Source organism: Streptomyces sp. NPDC014991 (assembly GCF_043080665.1).
GTDB lineage: Bacteria > Actinomycetota > Actinomycetes > Streptomycetales > Streptomycetaceae > Streptomyces.
Map to the genome: position 1 here is coordinate 29,202 of NZ_JBIBVY010000031.1, position 16,981 is coordinate 46,182.

A 16,981-nucleotide genomic window follows, 5' to 3' on the forward strand; every position below is an offset into this window, starting at 1 on the left:
GACCGCCGACCGACGCGGCGTCACCGGGCGTGCCGCATGAAGTGGTGGGGGCGGTGTCTGGGGACAGCGGTGCGCCACGCTGCGCTGGAGCAGGCCCGCAACCGGCTCGCGCTAGTCCTGGTGCTCTGCTTCGTTCCGCTGTGGCTGACGCTCGCCTACCAGGTCCTTCCCAGCGCCCCGGTCCGGTTCTTCCTGCGCGCGGCCGATCAGCCCGTGGCCCTGGGCGCCAACACGGTCAGCCAGCTGTCCGGTGGGCTGCACTCCCTCGCGCTGATCGTCGGGTTCATGATGTTCCTCGCCGCCAGCCGCTCCGCGGAATTCGACCACCGCATGGTGCTCGCCGGCTACCCGCGCATCTGCCTGCTGCTGGCTCGCAGCACCGTACTGCTCCTCACCGCGGCACTGACCGCCTCGTATGCCACGGCATGGGTGTGCTTCTTCTACCGGCCGGAGCGCCTGGACGTCCTGGCCGCAGCGTTCATGGTGGGAGCCCTGACGTACGGGGGCGTCGGGATCCTCCTGGCGGCGCTGCTGCGCAGTGAGCTGGCGGGGATGTTTGCCGTCATCATGCTGAGCTTCATCGATCTGACGCTGCAGAATCCCGTCGCCAACCCTTCTGCGGACAGTCCGCTGCTGAAGTGGCTGCCCGCCTACGGGGCGATGCAGTCCGCCGTGTCCGCGGTCGACCTCACCCCCACCCCCTGGCGGCACCTGTTGCTCGGCCTGTGCTGGTCGGCAGGACTGACCGCCGCCGGCCTGGCCGCTTTCACCGCCCGCACCAGCCGGCGCAGCATCACAAAGAGACTCCTGGGCGGGCGCGCCACCAAGCCCCGCGCCCGCCAGATCGCCCTGCGTCTAGTGCACCCGGTCCGCACGTACGTCTACCGCCAAGCCGGTATCCACGACACCACGGTCATCACCGGCTACGAAATCTGCCGCCGCCTGATGCACCGGTCGGGTCCAGTGGAAGCAGCTCTCACCAAGCTCCTGCCCGGCCGGCTGCGACCGTTGTTCTGGGCCATGTACGGATACGGCCGGCACCTGGACGACCTCTCCGACACCCAGCACCTCGACCGGCAGGAACGAGTCGAACGCGTCAGCCGGTTCAGCGAACTACTGGAGGCCGATCTGCGGGCAGGCCACAGCGAAGACCCCCTGCGCGCGGCCTTCGTGCACGCCGTATGGACCTGGGACCTGCCCAGCGACGGAGTAAGGGCAGCCAACGCCGTATACCGCCAGGACGCCCAAGGCCAGAGCGCCCTCACCACCTGGGACGACTGGTACACCTACTGGCGCACCCTCACCTTCCCCTTCGGCGTGAGGCGCCTGATGGCCCTGCTCACCACCCCCGGTTTGGCCTTCACGCCCGACGACGCCCAGGCACTGCGCGTGTGGACCGACGCGCTCAACCTCATCGACGTGCTGCGCGACCTACGGGAAGACGCCGCGGAGGGCTTCGTCAAGCTGCCCGCCGCCGTGCTCGACGAGCACGACGTCAGCCCTGAGGCCCTCGCCCACGGCCGGTCGGACGGCCGGTATGCCGACATGGTCCATGCCATGACCGCCCAGGCCCGCCAGTGGCTGGCTCAGGCCGCGACCGCCGGCGCCCAGCACCCACCCATGGCCGCAGCCCTGCAAACCGTCATCGACCTGCACCTGCTCGAACTGGACCGCATCGACCGCAAACCCCACGCATTGTTGCAGCGCCGCTCCCGGGCCAACCCGGTCCGCTTCCACCTCACGCTGGCCCGCGGCCGACTCCGCACGGCCAGAGCCTGGCACCGCCACACCCAGACCGCTGCCACCACTCCTGCCACCATCCACCTGCCGCACCCCGCAGAAGGCAACCACGACACAGCGCACACGACCCCTCCGCTACCACCGGTACCCCACCCCAGCGGTGCCCAGCCACCCCAACTCCCCGCCCACCTAGTCCCCCAACACGTGGCGCTCATCATGGACGGCAACGGACGATGGGCCACCCAGCAAGGCCAGCCGCGCACCGCCGGCCACAAAGCCGGCCAGCTCGCGGTGCGAGACGTCATCTACGGCGCCCTCGAAATCGGCCTGCCCCACCTCAGCCTGTACTCCCTGTCCTCGGAGAACTGGGCACGCCCCGCAGCTGAGATCCAGGCCATCCTGGGCCTGGTCCAGGACGGCCTCGTCATGGAAACCGAGGAAGTCTGGCGACGCGACGTCCAGCTGCGCTGGTCCGGCCTCCCCGAAGGACTGCCACCGGACCTGGTGCGCGCACTGCGCCAGACCGAGCACCTCACACGCCACCGCACCGGCCTGACCGTGAACATGTGCATCAACTACGGCGGCCACAGCGAAATCACCCAAGCCGCACGCGAACTCGCCCGTCAAGCGGCCGCGGGGACCATCCAGCCCGACGACATCACCCCCCGCCACCTCGCCGCCCACCTCCACCACCCCGACCTGCCGGACGTGGATCTGCTCATCCGCACCGGCGGCGAACAGCGCACCTCGAACTTCCTGCCCTGGCAGTCGACCTACGCCGAACTCGTCTTCCTCGACACCCTGTGGCCGGACACCGACCGCACCCACCTGTGGCAGGCCATCGACACCTACACCCGCCGCGACCGTCGCTTCGGCACCACTCCTTCCCCACTCACTAGCCCCGACGAACAAGCATTCACCCGGTGATCATGCGTGCCCCATACGGCCACCCGGAGTTCTCCGAGCGAGAATCAGTCAAGCTCGGCCTCCCGGGCGAGGACGAGCTGTCCGGACGCGGGGTGTCCTGGTGCGCGGGCATGCTCGGCGGCGTCGTCCTGCGCGACGTCTTCACCGGTGCCACCCGCGACCTGGACGTGACGGGGCTGTTCATCGCCATCGGCCACGACCCGCGCACCGAGCTGTTCGCCAGCCAGGTCAACCTCGACGCCGAGGGGTACATCACTGTCGCCTCCCCGTCGACGCGTAGCAGCCTGCCCGGGGCATTCGCCGCCGGCGACGTGGTCGACCACACCTACCGCCAGGCCATCACCGCCGCCGGCACCGGCGCGGCCGCGGCCCTGGACGCCGGGTGGTGTTCACGCCAGCGGGCTTGTGCCAGGCGTACGCACTGGCCAGTTCCGTCGCGGCGAGCCCCGCCAGGACGACGGTCCAGGCGGGAGGCGCCGATGTCGCCAGACTCAGGACGAATGTGGCGGTGAGCAGCAGGCCCGCGACCGCCAGCAGGCGGCTGATGAACGTGCTGCGTCCGGTGCGCTGTACCGGCGCGTGGCCGAGGAGTAGCGCTGTGAGCGGCCCCCGCTGGGCCCGGTCGTTGTTGGGCTGGTCCTCGGCCAGTGCGGTGTTCAGGATCATGCCCAGCAGGGTGAGGATGTGCAGGAACCCGGCGAAGATCACCAGTGCGGTCAGCGTGTCGTTGGACTCGGACACGGTCCCCCCTTCTCAGTTCGAGGCGGCGCGTTGGTGCGCCGTCGTGGGGACTCTGGCGGGGCTGGGGGTTAGCCCCGCAAACTGCTCTGGTGCTGTCGCGGGCCGGGACGGCGTCTCGACGTGTCGGTCTCCTGCCGCCCGCTGTGGTTGCTCTGTCGGCGATGAGCTGGGCTTCGCCCAGCAGGACGTCCCCGGAGCGGCCCAGGTGGGGCCGGTCCAGGGACGTCCTGTGCCGATGCCGGTGCACGGTCAGTTCTGCTGGTGCGTCGTCGATCGGTAGGTGCGCCGGTCGAGGAACGTCAATGCGTCCTTGGCTGCGCGCAGCAGGGAGCCGGTGAGCCGGCCGAGCTCGTCCAGTGCGCTCAGCGCCTCGGCCGGCTCGAGCTCATCGAGTCGGGCGAGTAGGGAGCCGTCGCTGGCATCGGCGTGGTCCCCGCGTTCCTTCGTTTCCTCCCGGAGGGCGGCGAGGAGTGCAGCTGCGAGCTGCTGCCCGGTGCCCAAGGGGTGGGGGCGGTGCTCTGCGATCAGGTCACGAAGCCAGTCAGGCCAGGTCTCCGGGTCCTTGAGGTCGGACTGGTTGACGTACGCGGCCTCGCCTTCGGCGGCGGTGAGGCGAACGGCCTTGAGGGTCGTGTCGGTGAAGCTGAGGGCGACCTGGGCGATGGCCCGCTGCTGGCCGAACATGTCGAGGAAGGGCTGGTTGCTCGGCAGATCCACGGTGATCCTGCGTCGGTCGTTCGAGACGATTGAATTGATCATGATGTAGGTGCTCCTTGTCGGCTGGGGTTGCGGCCTGCTCTTTGCCGCGCGTCGAAAGTCGGGCGGGAGACGGTTAGGCGCACAACTTCGGGCGAGCCCCGTCGGGGAGGACGGCCCGCACGGAGGGCAAGTGGTGAGGGCCGTTCCTGTGGGCGGCCCTCGCCTGATGGCGCAGGTGTGCGCTCGATCCGCCGACTAGGCCGCCACGGTGGCCTGTTGGTAGGCGCCGATCGCCTCCCTCACGCGCGTGCCGAGGACGGTCTCCCCGGGGCCCGCGAGCCACTGCGCGGCCGTCAGGGTCGGCGTCGTGGCCAGGCTGGCGGTCAGCTCGGACAGGTCGATGTGCGGGCACCCGTTGGCGTTGCACGAGCTCTCGAAGGCCCCGACCCCGGGCACGTACGCGACGTAGTGGCCGTCGGCCTCCTCGAAATACGGGTCCTGCCAGAGCAGGAACGCGGTGGTCGGCGCGTCCTTTCGCAAGCGCGCGGCCAGGTCATCGGACGCACCCAGGGGGGCGTGGTGGTTGCCGTAGCTCTGTCCGAGCCTGAGAGAGCCTGTGGTCCTGCCGCGGCTAGGCCGTTTCGTTTGGATCAGTTGGTCGTTGGTCCGGGTGTGCCGTTAACAGATGCGCAATGGGCGCGGATTGAGCCGTTGCTCCCGGACCGAACGCCGAAGCGGGGTGGCCGCTGGAGGGACCACCGCGAGGTGATCGACGCGATCGCCCACAAGTTCCAGACCGGAACGCATTGGGTTCACCTGCCGGAGAAATACGGCAACTGGCGAGGCGTCTACAACCGGCTGCGGATGTGGGCCGTCGACGGCACCTGGGAGCGGGTGTTCACCGCGCTGATGGCCCAGGCCGACGCCGAAGAGGACCTGGCCTGGGCCGTGTCGGTGGACTCCACGATCGTGCGGGCTCACCAGCACGCGGCCGGGGCCCGCAAAAAGGGGCCCCGGCCGGTGAGCCGGCCGATCACGCCATCGGCCGGTCCCGCGGCGGACTGACTACGAAGATCCACCTCGCTGCCGATGCCCGCTGCCGGCCGCTCGCGTTCGTCCTCACCGCCGGACAGGCCGGCGACGCGCCCGCCTTCACTGACGTGATGGCCCGCCTGCGCGTTCCCCGACGGCGTGGTCGTCCGCGCACCAGGCCGGACGTGGTCCTGGCCGACAAGGCCTACTCATCTCGCGCGATCCGCACCCACCTGCGCAAGCGCGGTATCCGGGCGGTGATCCCCGTCCCGGCGGACCAGCGGAACCACCGGTTGCGACGCGGCAGCCGCGGCGGCAGGCCACCGGCCTTCGACCGTGAGTCCTACAAGCAGCGCAACACCGTCGAGCGGTGCATCAACCGCCTCAAGCAGTGGCGCGGCATTGCGACCCGCTACGAGAAGACCGCGACCATCTACCTGGCCGGACTCCACATCGCAGGCATCTTCCTCTGGTCCGCCCGGTGATCCAAACGAAAGACCCTAGCCCTGCACCCAGCTCTAGCGTGCGCTCAAGTCGTGCGGCTCACTGGGCCGGAGCGCACCGTGCACCCGCCACACGCAGGCGTAGAGGATGAGCGCCCAGGCCAGCGCGGTGCCGCCGCCCGTTACCCAGTCCGAGAGAACCGCCTCGACGACCTGTTCCGCGCCTTCAGGGTGGGTCGTTGCAGGTCCGCCCCGGTAGTACTGCAGGGTGTGGGTGTTGGCCACGGCGCCGGTGAGGGCGGCAACGGCCAACGCCGCTACAACACCCCAGCGGACTGTTGCCGAAAGCGCTGCCTGGCCGGTGTCGCCAGCCGGGGCCCGGCGCACACGACGCCACAAGTGCACCGCGACGGCGGCCAGGCCCCCGGCTGTGCTGATGTGCTCGACCACCCGCGCCACCGTGAGATCCCCCGTGATGTGGGACCGCAGGACGCTCAGGTGAGTGACCACGTAGCCGTCGCCATGTGTAAAGGAATCCCACACCAGATGGGTCAGGATGCCGATCAGAACGGACAGCAGCGCCCAGCCCGTCCGGCGCAGGCCACCGCCGCCGCGGTCGGCCGTATTGGCCGGCAAGGGCCGGGCAGGAAGCAGCGCGGCGGTCGGGCGGTGCACGAGCCAGTACAGCATCAGGAGTGCCAGAGCGAACGGCCCCGACACGGTGATGCCGGACAGTGTGTGGGAGAAGGTGGCGTTGAGGAACGGCTCGTACCAGGACTGGGCACTCAGCGGTACGCGCACGGCGGCGAGAAAGTACGGTACGTCTGGAGCCATGGCTCCGCAGACGAGGGCGGCCGGCGAGAACGGGTGGCGCAGCAGCGGCAGAACGGCTGCGGGGTGGGACAGTGTGAACGGCATCGAGGAGTCACTTTCATGTCGACGCGGGCCGTGGGGGCGGTCGCCGGGTGGGGTCGGGCATGGAGCAGCACTCGAAGCCCCCGTCCGGGGCTCGCCCCTCCTCGTCCTCGTCGGTGCCGGCGGCGGCCGGGTCGCGCAACAGGCGCAGGCCGCCGCCAGCCGGGGTGAGGCACGGAAGTTGTAGCGGCCCAGCATGGTGAGGTTGGCGTGGCGGAGCAGGGAGAGCCGGGCCGCGTCCTGGACCAGCACGTCGTGCTCGCGCTATTCGGCGGGGTGTGGGTGCTGGGGGTGAACGGTGCACCGTGGCCGGGGATGACCAGGGCGGGCTTCAGCTCCAGGATCGCGTGGCGGAAGCCGGCGAGCAGGCTGCGGTCGGTGGCGAAGGGGTCATCGGCGGAGTTTTCGGCATTCCACCACAGACGGGTAAGGACGACGGGTTTTCGTCGGTGCCGACGACGGTGCTGATGTCCCCGCTGGCGCGTGTGGGGGGTGCGCAGCAGGTGGATGTGTTCGCTGATGCGGACTGGTCGGCGTCGCGGTCTTCCCGGACGTCGTCTTTGTGTATGGCCATGTCGTCGCGGCAGCGCAACAGCGGGGAACAGCGCGGCGCTCAGGGTGTGGTCGGGATGGTGGCGGCTGAAGACTGCATCGGTGACCTGCTCGGGGCTGCCGCCGGCGGCTTGCAGCGGCAGGAGGATGAGCCTTCGGTTCGCGACCACGCCGGGGTCGATCATGATGAGGGTGCCGATGTCACCAGGAGGGTGACGGTGCTGGCGACGTGGTCGTCGGCGTAGCCGGTGGTCAGAGCGTGGACGGTGGCGGGCACGGTCGGGCTCCTCGGGGCTGGGGTCGGCCGTGCGTGCGTGGTCCTGGTGACCGCCGCCGGTGGTGATGGTGAGGCTGTGGTCAGGCGTCGGGAGCGGCGTGGACGCGGCGTCCCCCGACGAAGGTCTGCTGAACGCGTGCGGCAGCGATTTCGTCGGTGGGGTGGGCGAAGAGGTCACGGTCCAGGACGGTGAGGTCGGCGAGCTTGCCGACGGTGATGGTTCCGGTGTCGGCGAGGTGGTTCACGTACGCGCTGCCGGCGGTGTAGGCGGTCAGCGCGGCGTGCAGGGTGATGCGTTGCTCAGGCAGGAAGACGGGCCGTTTCGAGCCTGGTTCGTGCCGGTTGACGGCGGTGTGCAGGGCAGCGATCGGGTCGGGGCTGGAGACGGGCCAGTCGCTCCCCGCCGCCAGGGTCGCGCCGCTGTTCACCAAGTCCGCGAAGGGGTACTGGCGTGCGGCGCGCTGTGGGCCGAGGAACGGGATGGTCAGATCGTCCATCTGGGGTTCGTGGGCGGCCCACAGGGCCTGGATGTTGGCGATGGCACCCAGCTCGCGGAAGCGGGGGATGTCGGTGGGGTCGACGACCTGGAGGTGGGCGAGGTGGTGCCGGTTGTCGGTCCAGCCGTTGGCGTGGCGCGCGGCGGCGACGGCGTCGAGGGCTTCGCGCACGGCGCGGTCGCCGAGGGCGTGGAAGTGGACCTGGAAGCCCTCACCGTCCAAGCGGGTGACGATGGAAGCGAGTTGGGCGGGATCGATGAAGGAGATGCCGGTGTTGTCGGACGTGCAGCCGCAGGCGGTGAGGTAGGGGGTGAGCATGGAGGCGGTGCGATTCTCCGCAATGCCGTCCTGCATGATCTTGACGGTGTAGGCGTTGAGCCGGCCGACGGTCAATTTCTCTCGGCGCTCCAGGAGTTCGGGCAATTGCTCGAGGCCGCGGGCCCGGTCCCACCACAGCGCGCCGCGGACGCGGGCGGTCAGCGTGCCGTCGTGTGCGGCGCGCAGGTAGGCGGGGGCGGCGTCGACGGTGGAGGCGTGGTGACCCAGGAGTGCGTCCTGCCAGGCGGTGACGCCGTAGGCGTGCAGCGCGCTCTGGGCGCGCAGCAGACCGTCGAGCTGCTCGCCGAGGGTGACAACGGGGATGTGGTCGGCGACCAGGTGCATGGCTCCTTCCTGGAGCATGCCGGTGGGGTGGCCGTCGGGGTCGCGTTCGATGCGCCCGTCGGCGGGGTCGGGAGTGTCGCGGGTGATTCCGGCGAGCTGCAGGGCATGGCTGTTGGTCCAGGCGCCGTGGTGGTCGCGGTTGATCAGGTAGACGGGCCGGTCGGGGACGAGGGTGTCCAGGAGGCGGCGGTCTGGGGTGCCGCCGGGGAATGCCTCCATGGACCAGCCGCCCCCAGTGATCCAGACGTGGTCGGGGTGAGTGTCGGCGTAGGCGCGGATCCGGGCCGCGTACTCCTCCGCACTGCTCCCGCCGGCGAGGTGGCACTGGCCCATTTCGATGCCTGCGCCGACGGGATGAGCGTGGGCGTCCTGGAATCCGGGAATGAGCAGGCGGCCGTGCAGGTCGACGATCTCGGTCCTGGGTCCGATCAGGGTATGGACCTCGTCGTGACCGACCGCGACGATCCGCTCGCCGCGGACGGCGACGGCGGTGGCGCGGGGGTGGACGGGGTCGACGGTGTGGATCGGCCCACCGGTGAAGACAAGATCGGCGGCGGTGTCGGCATGCATGAGTGGTTTCTCCTGGAGAGTGGGGGCACGGAACGGGGCGCCTACGAGAGGCCGGGTGACAGTCAGTAGGCCTCGTCCATGGGCAGGGGTATGGCGTCGGCGTCCGTGCCGTGGCCGGTGGTGAAGTAAGGGGAGCGGCGGCGCCACTTCGCGTAGCCGGCCGCGATCAGACCGGTGACGACGAAGAGCGACGGGACCAGCAGCATGAACCAACCGTTGTCCGGAGTCGCCTGGAAGCGGTGACTCATGGTCGCGTACTGCCAGGCGAGGTAGGCGCCGAGCCCGAACAGGACCAGCGCGCTCAGTGCCGGGACGATGACCGAGCGCATTGCCTCCGCCGGCCCTTCGCGCAACGCGCTACGGAACCGCACGGCGCAGGCCAGGGCCGTGAGCCCGTAGTACAGGGCGACGATCAGTCCGATGGAGTTGACGGCGGTCAGGATCATCATGTTGATCTTCGGGATGCCGACCGCGAGGACCGCGACGCCCGCGGACAGAGCCATGATCACGATCGTGCCCGTGGCCGGGGATCCGAACCTGGGGTGGATCTTCGTCCACATACGTCCCAGTGTTTGGTCGCGGCCCATCGCAAGCGCGCCGCGGGCGGTCGGGATGACGCTGGACTGCAGCGAGGCGAACGCCGAGCACATCAGCGCGGCCAGCGGCAGGGACGCCCACGGTTCCGGAGCGAGCTTGCCACCGAGGAAGGCGAGCGCCTGCGGGCCTTGGGTGATCAGTTCGCTGTTGTCCATCACACGCTGGAACGAGATCGCGGCGAACACGAAGAGCCCGAGCATGGCCACCAGCGCGATCAGCCCGCCGCGGGAGGCGTCGGCGGCGTCCTTGGTCTCCTCGTTCACGGTGAACGCCGCGTCCCAGCCCCAGAAGATGAACACAGCCAGCACCAGGCCCTGCGCGAGGGAGTGGAGCGAGCCGATCGCGAAGGGGTTGAGCCAACTCAACGAGAACGACTGGTGCCCTGTGACCAACGCCCAGATGCAGAACATCAGCATCACGGAGTACTCGAAGGCCAGCAGCCGCCACTGCAGACGGGTCGCCGACCGCACCCCCGTCACGGCGGTGATCGTGACCGTGACCAGGGCCACCAGGCCGACCGCGGTGCTGATGCCGGTCGAGCCGGGGTCGAGGGTGAGGCCGAGCAGGCGGTGCAGATGGGCCTTATTGGCGAACTGCAGGATCACCGAGCCGGTGACCGCACTGGTGTAGGCCATGAAGACCACGTTGGCGACCAGCACGACCCAACCCGTCAGGAACCCGGGCCACGCGCCCACCGAGCGCCCGACCCAGGTGTAGCCGTTGCCGCAGTTCGGCTCGGTGCGGTTCAGCCGGGCGTACGACATGGCGATCCCGAGGATCGGCAGGAACGCGACGATCAACAGCGCCGGTGTCTGGCGGCCCGCGTACACCGCCAAGGCGCCCATGCCGATGCCGATGCTGGTCGTCGCCGCGGTACTGGACGCGGCGATCGCCATCCCGTCCCGCACACCTAGCGTGCGCCGCAAAGTCGTGCCGGAAGGCTCGGTCTCGGGAATGACAGTGGCCAAAGCGCACTCCTCGTATGGAATCCCACCATCCCGGCCCGGGCGATGGTGCCGGGCCCCGCAAGGAGGTGGTGTGCGCCGATGAAACAACCCTGGCATACTTACGTCAATAAGTTGTCGTAAGGGGGACCGGTCCGTCCGCGCCCGGCAGGAATGCCCCCGAGCCACCATGTCAGGAGGCTGCTGTGGCCGCATCCGATCGCGTCCCCGTCAAGCGCCGGCGCCGACGCCCGACGGGCACCGGGACCGTGCTGAGCAAGGAGCTGATCGTCGCGGCGGCGCTCGAGCTAATCGAGGCGCCAGGCGGCAACGCGCTCACGGTGCGCCGCCTCGGGGCGGCGCTGGGCTGCGACCCCAGCGCCGTCTACCGCTACTTCGCCGACACCGACACCCTGCTGCTCGCCGTCGCCGACAAACTGATCGGCGACTCCCTCGCCGGGTTCACCTCCGGCGAGGACTGGGTCGCCTCGCTCCGGGACTTCGCTGTGTGTGTCCACAGCTCGGTGCTACGGCACCCGCGCCTGGCCGCTGTGCGCGCCTCTCGGGTGACCGCCGGCCCCGCCGAGTCCCGGGCCGTCGACACCGGCATCGGCATCCTTCTCCAAGCCGGGTTCGGCCCCGCCGAGGCGGTGCATCACTACCGTATGGTCATCGATACGGTCCTCGCGCACGCCGCTGTCGACGCGGACGTCCGCGATCTGAGCGAGCAGCAGCGCGATCAGGAGAACCAGGTCTGGCAGGAGGTCAACTCCCACCTGCCCGCCGAGCAGTACCCGAACCTCCATCAGGTGCGCGAGCACCTACACCTCATGGGCGGCTCGCCATTCCTCGACACGCTGGACGCGCTCCTGGCGCACCTCGCCGTGCTGCGCCGAGAGCAGTCTCCGCCCACGTCGTAGTCCCGCACGCGCAGAACGGGCCGTGCAGTGCTGGCCGCCCACGGCAGGCGCGGCAACCGGCGTGGCGACGGGCGTAGCAGCGGGAGAACCACATCTGAACGGCATGCCGGTCCCACAGGCCCGAGCGCCGCCATCCCTCCAGGTCGCCCGATGGATCCCCACCCCACCCGAACGCCGGCACCTGAACGCCCAGGAACGGCTCAGCCTGCTGTTCGCTCACTGTCCGGAACTGGCTCACGTACACGAGCCGGTCCGCGAGTTCGCCGCGATGCTCGATCAGCACGACGCCACCGAACTGGCCGGCTGGCTCGAAAAGCCCGCCAACTGCGGACATCCGACCCTGGGGTGCCTGGCGAAGGGGATCCGCGAGGACCAGAACGCGGTCGTCCAAGGAACTACCACCGCCTACGGCTCCGGGATGAGCGAAGGCCGCGTCACCGATGTGAAAACTCCGGAAACGGATCATGGGTGGCCGCGCCAGTGTCCCGCTCTTACGGGCAACGCGTCGTCGTGATCGCTCATTTCAGACGCCACTACACGGACCAGGCCACATCCCCCTGATGATCACCGGCCACGAAAATCTTGCCAGAGCCACTCAAGCGAGTGCGCGGAGAACCGTCTGCCGAGAATTTTTGAACACCGACCGAAGAACACGCCGGCCTCCTGCCGCTCAACAGAGCCTCGCATCATGACGGGACAACCTCCTCCGGCAAGGATCGGTCCGTAACCGCGCGGTCGAGCCGCCGCCGCGCGAGCAGCCCGCCGACGCCCGGACGACGGCCAGGACCTTGGCAGCGGTCGCGGCCTTGTTGAGTCGCCAGGTCGCGATCAGACGAACAGGTGGGCGCAGCCGTGGGTCGGGCCCATCAGGATGAGACGGGCTTGAGGTGGGCGGTGAACAGATCGGTGAGCATCAAGATCAGCGAGATCAGTTCAACGTGAGCCGCGATGCGCAGGTGACGCGGGGACCGCACGTGCATGGTCACAGCCCGTGATGGAGCCAGGGCGGATGATCATCAGTACGGTGACCGTGGCCAGAGCAGGTTGAAGATGCCGGTGAGGATGGCGAGTCGACCAGTTGCGGTGCAGCGTCCGCAGGGTCGCCAGGGCGTCGCCGTCACCGGAGTCGCAAAGGGCACGGCGCATCGTCGCGGGTACATGCTCGTGGCCAAGGTGACCGGGCTGACGCCCATGATGGCGGCCAAGACGTGCAACAGGAGGAGCTTGGTCACATCTGGTACTCAGAGGCGGTCTGGCGCTCGCCAGTGACCTTCGAGGCCGGAAGGCGGCCGGCCTTGGAGGAGCCCTTGAGCGTGTCACCGTCGACCGTCACGTCGAAGGCAAGGTTCAGCCGCATCGGCTTGGTGACAACCTGCTTCCAGGTGAGTCGGTCATCGTTGAGAACGACATCCTTCAGCGGTACCTCCTCGCCGGCAGTGCGGGCAACCCCGGTCAGGACGCCGTCCTGCCGACGCAGTTCGACCACGGCCCTCATCTTGCCGATGGGGGTGGAGATGGACAGGTTCCAGGTGCCTTCAACGGACATGCTGATGTTCTCCTGACCGTGCAAGGGATGGTGGGCGAACGGCTGGCGAGGAGCGCGGGCCGAGCATTCAGAAGGTGGCGGGAGCCGGGCCCTGGGCGCGCCAGACGGTGCCGCGCCGCTCGTGGGAGAAGAGCTCTTCGACGGCGTGCGCGACGCGGGGACCCACCTCGCGCTCCAGCAGGTACAGCCCCAGATCGAGCCCGGAGGTGACGCCGACGCCGGTGATCAGGTCACCGTCGTCCACGACGCGGGCGCGGACCGCGTGGGCACCGGTGGCATCCAGCATGTCCAGGCCCATGTGGTGGGTGGTGCCGTGGCGTCCCTCCAGCAGACCCGCCATGGCCAGCACGAGCGAGCCACCGCAGACGGTGGCGACCGTCTTGTCCGGGTCATCCATCGCCTGCTTCAGGAGCGCGGGCAGTTCGGTGGTCAGCGTGCGGCCAAGGAGCATCGGGATGAACTCGTCCTGCTTCCACTCGCCGGCGCCCACCTCTTCGTCCGGAACCTCGCCGGGTTCGCCGACGCGGCCGGAAGCACCTGGCACCAAGAGCACATCCGCCCGCTCCAGATCGAGGGCAGCGGTGGCGCGCAGCGTCAGCCCACCGGTGCCACTGATCACCTCGCGGGGCCCCTCCGCGGAGACCAGCTCCACGCTCACTGCACCCTCTGATGCCATGCCGCCGGCGTGCAGCACCTCGTAGGGGGCAATGACATCGAGCGGGTCGAAGCCGTCGAACAGGACAACCTGGATGTGCATGGGTGTTCCTCCGGGGATCGAGCTCAATCTGGTGCTCCCAAGCGAACCGGCTGTCACCGGGATCGCCCAGTGGCGTGAGTGACAGGTTTCAACGGGATATCGCCAAGAACTTCGGGAGGGCATGGAAATGCGGTGACATGGCGTTGTCCGGACATCGGCCCGGAGCCGCCACGTGATGAGGAGGTGGGTTCCGGCCATGCACACCGTCGCCGTCCTCGCGCTGGATCAGGTGATCCCGTTCGACCTGTCCACACCGATCGAGGTCTTGACCCGGACCCATGTGCCCGACGGGCGACCCGGCCACCAGATCCGGGCGTGCGGCTAGGGACTGTCGTTTGGATCACCGGGCGGACCAGAGGAAGATGCCTGCGATGTGGAGTCCGGCCAGGTAGATGGTCGCGGTCTTCTCGTAGCGGGTCGCAATGCCGCGCCACTGCTTGAGGCGGTTGATGCACCGCTCGACGGTGTTGCGCTGCTTGTAGGACTCACGGTCGAAGGCCGGTGGCCTGCCGCCGCGGCTGCCGCGTCGCAACCGGTGGTTCCGCTGGTCCGCCGGGACGGGGATCACCGCCCGGATACCGCGCTTGCGCAGGTGGGTGGGGATCGCGCGAGATGAGTAGGCTTGTCGGCCAGGACCACGTCCGGCCTGGTGCGCGGACGACCACGCCGTCGGGGAACGCAGGCGGGCCATGACGTCAGTGAAGGCGGGCGCGTCGCCGGCCTGTCCGGCGGTGAGGACGAACGCGAGCGGCCGGCAGCGGGCATCGGCAGCGAGGTGGATCTTCGTAGTCAGTCCGCCGCGGGACCGGCCGATGGCGTGATCGGCCGGCTCACCGGCCGGGACCCCTTTTTGCGGGCCCCGGCCGCGTGCTGGTGAGCCCGCACGATCGTGGAGTCCACCGACACGGCCCAGGCCAGGTCCTCTTCGGCGTCGGCCTGGGCCATCAGCGCGGTGAACACCCGCTCCCAGGTGCCGTCGACGGCCCACATCCGCAGCCGGTTGTAGACACCGCGCCAGTCGCCGTACTTCTCCGGGAGGTGGACCCATTGCGTTCCGGTCTGGAACTTGAAGGCGATCGCGTCGATCACCTGGCGGTGATCCCGCCAGCGCCCACCCCGCTTCGGCGTCCGGTCCGGGAGCAACAGCTCGATCCGCGCCCACTGCGCATCTGTTAACGGCACACCCGGACCAACGACCAACTGATCCAAACGAAACGGCCTAGTGCTCTGACCGCATAGGTTCACCGGGTTTCTGCCGCCCTGGGGCTGGGGCCCAGCCGGTGAGTGGAGGCGTGGTGGCAGAGCCGGTCAGAATCACTGCCGGGTGACCGGATCTGCTGCGAGGCCTTGCACTGCATACTGTCCCCACGCCGCATCACCCGTCAGCGCACCGTGAAGGAGTCCATCGCCCGGGCGGAGCGTCATGCCGACCGCATCGCGGCCCTCTAATGGCGGTCACTGGGTGCAGGCGCAGCGTTCTTCTGGTCGAGTGTAGGTATTCGATCACGAGGTGGCGGCCATGCAATTTTCGTTCCGGCTTCGCAGTGTGACCTGCCGATCCGTGCTGTCTACCGATGACAGCCCCTGGGGCCGCCAAGACGGTATTCGGGTTGTCCTGATCGCATATTCCGCGAACGGGTACCACGATTTCCTGATCAGCGGCCGAGAATTTCCGGAGCCCGACCTCGTCGAAAATTATGTATTCGTTCCCGGGAAATCGCTTAACTTGGACAATTTTCCCCCGGTAGGCCGCCCTGACTGGACATTGAAACCCGTTCCCTTCGGTGAGTCGGCAGACGTAGTAAAAATCGCCGTGGTGGGGATTAACGAAGGTCTGCCCTTCGCCGGCGGTGGTGGCGGGTTCAACTCAGTGACACATGAGGGTTTCAAGCAGCTCACCGAGCAGTTGGCGGAAAAAGCCTCGCTTGGTATTACGGCCGCGGTTGGTCTCGAGGTTGCCTTCGAGCTGCTTAAGACGGCTCTTGAGGGTTTGAACGGGCCAGACTGCCGCGGTGTGGCCTTCGTCTATCAGACCGATCTCAGCCTCAAAAAGCTACTTCAGGATCACCTGCATAGGAAGTCCATCACGCACGTGCTCGGTACCGCCAACGGAAATCAGGCGCTTGGAATCGTCAGCAACGTCGGGGTGCCGGCCGGCTGCGGTAGACCGAGCTATGAGGCAGCCCTCCAGGCTACCCGGGAGGAGCCGCTCTCGCTCGACGTTCAGGACCGGGCAAGCGAGCCGCGGGCGGGGGATTCTGTGGAGTTCCTGCCGTCCGTCAAACTCTGTCGTCCTGCGGAGCCCATCTTCGTGCGCCCAACACTATTTGACCGAGAGATCACGCTCATCCCGAGCTTTCACTACCCTTCACTGAAGCCTATGTGGCGCATCGAGGACGAGGAAGTCACCACAGATCAGGGTGTGATGGAGCTCCAAGTTGAGGTGCAGCGGCCAGGCAACGAGCATGTAACCAATGGCAAGGTCACGGTAGGGCACCGGCGCGAGGAAGTAGGCGGCATCGAGCGGCTGATTCTGTCAACTACGGGCGATGATGGGAATTATTTGCTAAGCGTCGGACTGTTCCTCAATTTCGAGGGAAATATCCCACCTCCGCCCACTCCCTTTGTGGAGTTCGACCATGCGTTCGTCTCAGTGGAGGGGTTCCGGATCACCGGGAACGCTGCCTACGATCAGTATCTGAGCTGCGTTGAGCACCTCGGGAAGGTGTTCGCGAAGCTCTGGCCTCAGAGGCCCAAGTTGGCTATCGGCCTCGAGCCTGTTAATCCGATCGCCGAACTTCGACGGTTTGAGGATGCTGTTCTCAGTGTGGGGCGGGTATTCAATGGAGAGACCACACTGGATCAGCTGCAGGCAGGTGTGGACGCATTCGAGGCGAACCGGCTGGTCTCCCAGATCTCTTTGGTGGAGGGGCGGCACAATCTGATTGCTCGATTGATCGATGAGGATCGCATCGAGGAGGCCGTTTCTCTGGTGGCCGAGACGGTCGCGGGCTATCGGCAGTACGCACGACTTGCGGGTGCGGACGGAATGCAAGTCGGCCGGTACCTGGCGGAGTTGGCTGCCCTACTGACACGCGCGCGTCGAACCGCGGAAGCGGTGAATACACTGCAGGCCCTGATGGATGTGTACGGTGCCTTCA

At 68.3% G+C, this 16,981-nt stretch carries 14 protein-coding genes and 5 pseudogenes; 7 read left to right on the top strand and 12 right to left on the bottom strand.

Annotated features, from left to right (window positions below; all coding sequences use genetic code 11):
• Window positions 1–69 precede the first annotated feature (69 nt).
• Together uppS and ACF1BE_RS32300 are read left to right on the top strand one after the other, a co-directional pair.
• Complete coding sequence (gene uppS / locus ACF1BE_RS32295; RefSeq protein WP_392202561.1) at window positions 70–2,667, top strand: polyprenyl diphosphate synthase; 2,598 nt, start codon at window positions 70–72, stop codon at window positions 2,665–2,667.
• 50 nt (window positions 2,668–2,717) lie between these two features.
• Window positions 2,718–3,047, top strand: a pseudogene (locus tag ACF1BE_RS32300) (NAD(P)/FAD-dependent oxidoreductase); the annotation flags it as partial.
• Here the strand turns inward: ACF1BE_RS32300 and ACF1BE_RS32305 are convergent.
• From ACF1BE_RS32305 to ACF1BE_RS32315, 3 genes are all read right to left on the bottom strand, one after another.
• A complete protein-coding gene (locus ACF1BE_RS32305) occupies window positions 3,007–3,408 on the bottom strand; it encodes a hypothetical protein (protein WP_392202562.1) in 402 nt (133 codons plus the stop codon). The pseudogene ACF1BE_RS32300 and the gene ACF1BE_RS32305 sit on opposite strands and share 41 nt — an antisense overlap.
• Window positions 3,409–3,657: 249 nt before the next feature.
• Complete coding sequence (locus ACF1BE_RS32310; protein WP_392202563.1) at window positions 3,658–4,167, bottom strand: hypothetical protein; 510 nt, start codon at window positions 4,165–4,167, stop codon at window positions 3,658–3,660.
• A 195-nt stretch (window positions 4,168–4,362) separates the two neighbouring features.
• Window positions 4,363–4,647: a hypothetical protein gene (locus ACF1BE_RS32315; protein WP_392202564.1), complete on the bottom strand. Its 285-nt coding sequence runs from the start codon at window positions 4,645–4,647 to the stop codon at window positions 4,363–4,365.
• Between the two features lie 114 nt (window positions 4,648–4,761).
• On the opposite strand from ACF1BE_RS32315, the pseudogene ACF1BE_RS32320 reads away from it, so the two are divergent.
• A pseudogene (locus ACF1BE_RS32320) lies at window positions 4,762–5,624 on the top strand (IS5 family transposase).
• A 33-nt stretch (window positions 5,625–5,657) separates the two neighbouring features.
• On the opposite strand, the gene ACF1BE_RS32325 reads toward ACF1BE_RS32320, so the two are convergent.
• The 4 genes and pseudogenes from ACF1BE_RS32325 to ACF1BE_RS32340 all read right to left on the bottom strand — a co-directional run bounded on the left by ACF1BE_RS32325 (window position 5,658) and on the right by ACF1BE_RS32340 (window position 10,549).
• The gene (locus ACF1BE_RS32325; RefSeq protein ID WP_392202565.1) at window positions 5,658–6,500 is read right to left on the bottom strand and encodes a DUF4184 family protein; all 843 of its coding nucleotides are present in this window, start codon (window positions 6,498–6,500) and stop codon (window positions 5,658–5,660) included.
• A 596-nt stretch (window positions 6,501–7,096) separates the two neighbouring features.
• A pseudogene (locus tag ACF1BE_RS32330) lies at window positions 7,097–7,234 on the bottom strand (MBL fold metallo-hydrolase); the annotation flags it as partial.
• 172 nt (window positions 7,235–7,406) lie between these two features.
• Complete coding sequence (locus ACF1BE_RS32335; RefSeq protein WP_392202566.1) at window positions 7,407–9,056, bottom strand: amidohydrolase; 1,650 nt, start codon at window positions 9,054–9,056, stop codon at window positions 7,407–7,409.
• A 62-nt stretch (window positions 9,057–9,118) separates the two neighbouring features.
• Window positions 9,119–10,549 carry an APC family permease gene (locus tag ACF1BE_RS32340; protein ID WP_392202567.1) on the bottom strand — a complete coding sequence of 477 codons (1,431 nt, stop codon included), beginning with the start codon at window positions 10,547–10,549 and terminating at the stop codon, window positions 9,119–9,121.
• Between the two features lie 254 nt (window positions 10,550–10,803).
• Between ACF1BE_RS32340 and ACF1BE_RS32345 the strand changes: the two genes are divergently transcribed.
• Window positions 10,804–11,517, top strand: a complete 714-nt coding sequence (locus ACF1BE_RS32345) for a TetR/AcrR family transcriptional regulator (protein WP_251096578.1) — start codon at window positions 10,804–10,806, stop codon at window positions 11,515–11,517.
• 103 nt (window positions 11,518–11,620) lie between these two features.
• Window positions 11,621–12,031 carry a hypothetical protein gene (locus tag ACF1BE_RS32350; protein ID WP_392202568.1) on the top strand — a complete coding sequence of 137 codons (411 nt, stop codon included), beginning with the start codon at window positions 11,621–11,623 and terminating at the stop codon, window positions 12,029–12,031.
• A gap of 419 nt (window positions 12,032–12,450) precedes the next feature.
• Here ACF1BE_RS32350 and ACF1BE_RS32355 read toward each other — a convergent pair.
• The 3 genes and pseudogenes from ACF1BE_RS32355 to ACF1BE_RS32365 all read right to left on the bottom strand — a co-directional run bounded on the left by ACF1BE_RS32355 (window position 12,451) and on the right by ACF1BE_RS32365 (window position 13,820).
• Window positions 12,451–12,749: pseudogene (locus tag ACF1BE_RS32355) on the bottom strand (hypothetical protein).
• Window positions 12,746–13,063, bottom strand: coding sequence for a hypothetical protein (locus ACF1BE_RS32360; RefSeq protein WP_251096576.1), 318 nt, complete (start codon window positions 13,061–13,063; stop codon window positions 12,746–12,748). The pseudogene ACF1BE_RS32355 and the gene ACF1BE_RS32360 overlap by 4 nt, the downstream one beginning before the upstream one ends.
• Before the next feature lie 67 nt (window positions 13,064–13,130).
• Complete coding sequence (locus ACF1BE_RS32365) at window positions 13,131–13,820, bottom strand: DJ-1/PfpI family protein (RefSeq protein WP_392202569.1); 690 nt, start codon at window positions 13,818–13,820, stop codon at window positions 13,131–13,133.
• A gap of 196 nt (window positions 13,821–14,016) precedes the next feature.
• Here ACF1BE_RS32365 and ACF1BE_RS32370 point away from each other — a divergent pair.
• A pseudogene (locus tag ACF1BE_RS32370) lies at window positions 14,017–14,139 on the top strand (AraC family transcriptional regulator); the annotation flags it as partial.
• 21 nt (window positions 14,140–14,160) lie between these two features.
• Here ACF1BE_RS32370 and ACF1BE_RS32375 read toward each other — a convergent pair.
• Together ACF1BE_RS32375 and ACF1BE_RS32380 are read right to left on the bottom strand one after the other, a co-directional pair.
• Window positions 14,161–14,634, bottom strand: a complete 474-nt coding sequence (locus tag ACF1BE_RS32375; protein ID WP_392202591.1) for an IS5 family transposase — start codon at window positions 14,632–14,634, stop codon at window positions 14,161–14,163.
• Window positions 14,610–15,002 carry an IS5 family transposase gene (locus ACF1BE_RS32380; RefSeq protein WP_392202570.1) on the bottom strand — a complete coding sequence of 131 codons (393 nt, stop codon included), beginning with the start codon at window positions 15,000–15,002 and terminating at the stop codon, window positions 14,610–14,612. Before ACF1BE_RS32380 ends, ACF1BE_RS32375 begins: the two co-directional genes overlap by 25 nt.
• A gap of 337 nt (window positions 15,003–15,339) precedes the next feature.
• On the opposite strand from ACF1BE_RS32380, the gene ACF1BE_RS32385 reads away from it, so the two are divergent.
• On the top strand, window positions 15,340–16,981 hold a 1,642-nt coding region (locus ACF1BE_RS32385), incomplete at its 3' end, for a tetratricopeptide repeat protein (RefSeq protein ID WP_392202571.1).